Genomic DNA, 4,144 nt, shown 5'->3' with positions numbered 1-4,144 from the left:
ACAGGACTCGGGTGCTGAGTTGCGGAATCCAGTTCAACTGACGGGCAATAATCACCGGGGTGCTGCGAATCTCCACCGTTTTCAGAATACGCTCCAAGTCCGGGTTGGCCAGCACAATACAGCCATCACTGTCTTGCGGGGGACGAGAGAACTGACCCGGCGGCGTCCCGTGTAGCCAGATACCCTTGCCGGTCTTGCCACGTCGCAGATCCAGCATGTTGGGGTAGTTGATGGGCAGAGCACCAATGCCATAAAAATCCTTTAGCGTCCGCGGATCAAGCTGGCTGGTGATGAAATACACCCCCAACGGGGTGCGCAAATCACCTTCGGCTTCTTTGTCAATGCCCAACTTGCCCACCGAGATGTAATAGTCGGCCACCAGCTTGGGGCCATCGGGCAGATTCTGAAACAGGTACAGGCGCGCCCTTGAGGCATCAACCGCAATTGCATGTTTGTTGAGTGGCGACAGCTTAAGTATCTCGGCAGGCAACGCATTGGGTGGCGGACGTTCGCGCAGCGCACGCATACGCATTTGGGATTCCAGCCGAAGTTCATTCAGCGCCGGTGTGGCTTTTCTCAGATCGGCGGCCGGGACATTGCCAAACCGCTCGATCGGCCGGGTTTGGGCGAACAACAAATCACCGTAAGCCAATTGTGCCAAAGCAAAGTCGGGAAAGTCCTTCACCAGCTTTTCCGCCAGCCCCAGCGCGGCCCGGGTGTCTGATTGACCAATCAGCCGGTAGATCTCGATCAGCCTCGCTTCGGCCACACCATCCTTTAGCAGCGGTGTTGACAGTAAAGCCTGTCGTGGTGGCGCTGACTGCTTCTGGTTGGTGCTCGGCCTGGCATCCATTTTTTTCCGCTCTGGCGCACCAATGGCTTGGCTACCTCCCAACGCAAGGCAGATCGCCAGCAGCATGGCACGCATTCGGACGGATATCACAGACAAGGTGTTTGAATCAAAAAAATTGGCGGCCAGAGCCGCCATGAGAGCAACAACCGTGCCCGCTTCAGTTGCCTGACACCTCTTTGGTGATCAGCCAGCGACCACCTGTCTGCTGCAACTCCAGCACCTTGCGGCTGTTGACATTGAGGCTGTCCGCCTTGTAAGCCTGGCGGAACTTGGCGACCGCCTTGTCACCGTCAACTGAAACACTCAGGTCGCTCAGCTCCACACTGATGCTGGATTTGCCAACGATGCGCGCGGTGCGCTCTTTGGCCCAGGCGCCATGGGACTGTCCAGCTGGTGCGAACTGTGGAACGTAGGCCGCAAGATAAGCCTGCATGTTCTTGTCAGCCCAGGCCTGTGCCCAGGCTTGTACGGCCGTCTCGACACCCTCCAGTTTGACGGCGTCGGCGGTGGGGCGCACCTCAGGTTTCGCCGGTGCCGGGGCTGGGCTGGCCACAGGTGCCACCACGGGTGGGGCGGCGGCAACGGTGACTGCAGGTTTGGCAGGCTCTGCCACAGCAGGTGTGGGCTTGCTAACCGGCGCGGCGGCCACTACAACCGGCTTGGCAGCAGCAGCATTGGCCGACGCAGCGGCGGCCGCTGCAATGGATGCGGGCGAGACCGGTGCCGCGCCGGGCAAGTTGGGCTTGAAAATCTCGCGAATCAGCGCCAGCTTGGGCGGTACAGCCGGGTTGCTGCCGTCGAGTTGCAGGGCCTTGTTGTAAGCCTGACTGGCCAGCCGGGAATACACGTCACCAATGTTCTCGTGCGCGGTGGCGTAGCTCGGGTTGGTGCGGATAGCCATTTCCAGGGCGACGCGTGCCTTGTCGTACTGTCCCTGACCGGCGTACAGCACGGCCAGGTTGTTGTACGGTTCGGGCAGTTCCGGGTAATCCTCGGTGAGTTTGGTGAAGGTGCCGATGGCCTCCGCCTGTTTGCCAAGAGTGCGCTGAATCACACCTTTGAGAAAACGCATTTGCGCGTCCTGAGGCTTGGTTGCCAAAAACCGGTCCGCCATGGCCAACGCGTCGTTGGGCTTGTTGATACGCAGCAGCTGCGTGACGTCGGCATACTCATCTGCATGTCCGGGCAAGGCGGAAAACGCCAGCACCAAAGTCAGTGCGCGAAGTGCAAAAGGTAGGGCAGAGCGAATGAGCTTCATGGGCAATGGTCAGAGTGGTGGGGGGGTAGAACGAAGCTGCAACCCAGGGTTGCGGGGCTTTATACTGCCTTTTATTGTAGCCGAGGGTGTTGCTTTTTCAGGCGCAGCAACCCGGGCCGGGTTTTCTCACGATTCTATTTTTTATCCATGAGCTTGCGTATTTTTAACACGCTGACGCGTGTACCAGAAGTTTTTGTCCCCATCGAGCCAGGGCATGTCCGCATGTACGTGTGCGGCATGACGATCTACGACCTGTGTCACATCGGTCATGCGCGCATGGCCCTGGTCTTTGACGTGGTTCAGCGCTGGCTCAAGGTGAGTGGTTACCGCGTGACCTATGTACGCAATATCACCGATATTGATGACAAGATCATCCGCCGTGCGCTGGAGCGCGGCATCAGCATCCGTGCCTTGACCGACGAAATGATCGCCGTGATGCACCAGGACATTGGCCGTCTGGGCATCGAGGCCCCGACGCTGGAGCCGCGCGCCACCGAGTACGTGCCGCAGATGCTTGGCCTGATCAGGCAACTGGAGTCCAAAGGCTTGGCCTACCAGGCGGCCTCCGGGGATGTGAACTTTGCGGTGCGCAAGTTCGCGGGGTATGGAAAGTTGTCGGGCAAGTCCCTTGACGAACTGCGCGCCGGAGAACGTGTCGCGGTGCAAGATGCCAAAGGTGACCCGCTCGACTTTGTGTTGTGGAAGGCCGCCAAAGAGTCTGAGCCAGAGGATGCCAAGTGGAATGCCCAGGCGCTTGGCTTTGACTACGGCAAGGGGCGTCCGGGCTGGCATATCGAGTGCTCGGCGATGAGCTGCCAGACCTTGGGCGAAACCTTCGACATTCACGGGGGAGGGGTGGATTTGCAGTTTCCCCACCATGAGAACGAAATTGCCCAGAGTGAAGGGGCCTCCGGCAAGCCGCTGGCGCATATCTGGATGCACAACGGTATGCTGCAACTCGACAACGAGAAAATGTCCAAGAGCCTGGGCAACTTTTTCACGATCCGCGAGGTGCTGACCAAATACGACGCCGAGACCGTGCGTTTCCTGCTGGTTCGTACCCATTACCGCAGTGACCTGGGCTACAGCGATGCACATCTGGATGACGCACGCAACGCGCTCAAGCGCCTGTACACCGCGCTGGATCTGGTGACACCGGCACCTCTGCAAGCCATCGATTGGTCAGATCCTTTTGCCGCCCGCTTCAAGGCGGCGATGGACGAGGACTTTGGCACACCCGAGGCGGTCGCGGTTCTGTTTGATCTGGTTTCCGAGGTGAATCGCTCGCGCTCGAGCACATCGGCGGGCCTGCTCAGGGCCTTGGGCGGATGTCTGGGCTTGCTGCAAGGCGAGCCCAAGGCATTTTTGCAGTCAGGCGCTGTGCTGGATGAGGCAGCCATTGCAAAGCAAATTGCAGACCGCGCAGCTGCCAAGGCTGCCAAAGACTTTGCGCTGGCGGACCGCATCCGGCAGGACCTGCTGGCGCAGGGCATTGTGCTAAAAGACTCTGCCGCCGGTACCGCTTGGGAAGTTGTCAAGTGAGGCTTTTATGGCGTTTTATGCCTTTAGCGCATGTCCTGTAAGCCATGAGTGCTACTGAAATTGCAAGCTGTTCTGCGCTGCCATCCTATTGGCAGGAAGCCTGCCGTCATCTGGTGAAAAAGGATCGGGTCATGAAACGCCTGATCCCGCAGTTTGGCAAAGCCTGCTTGCAAAGCCGGGGTGATCCGTTTGCCACGCTCGCTCGCAGTGTGGTGGGGCAGCAGATTTCGGTCAAGGCGGCACAAACTGTGTGGGACCGCTTTGTCAAGTTACCTGAGCTGATGACGCCACAACACGTATTGCACCTGAAGATCGACGACATGCGCGCTGCCGGCCTGAGTGCCCGCAAGGTGGAATACATTGTTGACTTGGCACTGCATTTTGACCAAGGGGCCTTACATGTCGACGATTGGGCAGGTATGGATGACGAGGCCATCATTACCGAACTGGTGGCTATTCGCGGCATTGGTCGCTGGACCGCCGAGATGTTT

3 protein-coding genes and 1 pseudogene are annotated in these 4,144 nt (G+C 58.9%); 2 read left to right on the top strand and 2 right to left on the bottom strand.

Translation table 11 applies throughout. The annotated features are described in order from the left end of the window. Both KBF66_RS18960 and KBF66_RS18955 read right to left on the bottom strand, forming a co-directional pair. Positions 1 to 919, bottom strand: a 919-nt coding sequence (locus tag KBF66_RS18960) for a L,D-transpeptidase (RefSeq protein ID WP_296661234.1), incomplete at its 3' end; no start/stop codon positions are given. 91 nt (positions 920 to 1,010) lie between these two features. Beyond that, positions 1,011 to 2,111, bottom strand: a complete 1,101-nt coding sequence (locus KBF66_RS18955) for a tetratricopeptide repeat protein (RefSeq protein ID WP_296661232.1) — start codon at positions 2,109 to 2,111, stop codon at positions 1,011 to 1,013. A 147-nt stretch (positions 2,112 to 2,258) separates the two neighbouring features. Between KBF66_RS18955 and cysS the strand changes: the two genes are divergently transcribed. Continuing rightward, on the top strand, positions 2,259 to 3,653 hold the full coding sequence (gene cysS / locus KBF66_RS18950) for a cysteine--tRNA ligase (RefSeq protein ID WP_296661231.1): 1,395 nt from the start codon (positions 2,259 to 2,261) through the stop codon (positions 3,651 to 3,653). A gap of 44 nt (positions 3,654 to 3,697) precedes the next feature. After that, a pseudogene (locus tag KBF66_RS18945) lies at positions 3,698 to 4,144 on the top strand (DNA-3-methyladenine glycosylase 2 family protein); the annotation flags it as partial.

The organism is Rhodoferax sp. (assembly GCF_018063565.1).
In the GTDB taxonomy this organism is placed as follows: Bacteria; Pseudomonadota; Gammaproteobacteria; order Burkholderiales; family Burkholderiaceae_C; genus Rhodoferax.
This window is presented reverse-complemented; position numbering and strand designations above follow the sequence as displayed.

What these genes read in the sequence shown, in the direction of transcription:
- cysS (WP_296661231.1), top strand. Translation starts at nt 2,259, where the DNA reads ATGAGCTTGCGTATTTTTAACACGCTGACGCGTGTACCAGAAGTTTTT.
- KBF66_RS18955 (WP_296661232.1), bottom strand. Translation starts at nt 2,111, where the DNA reads ATGAAGCTCATTCGCTCTGCCCTACCTTTTGCACTTCGCGCACTGACT.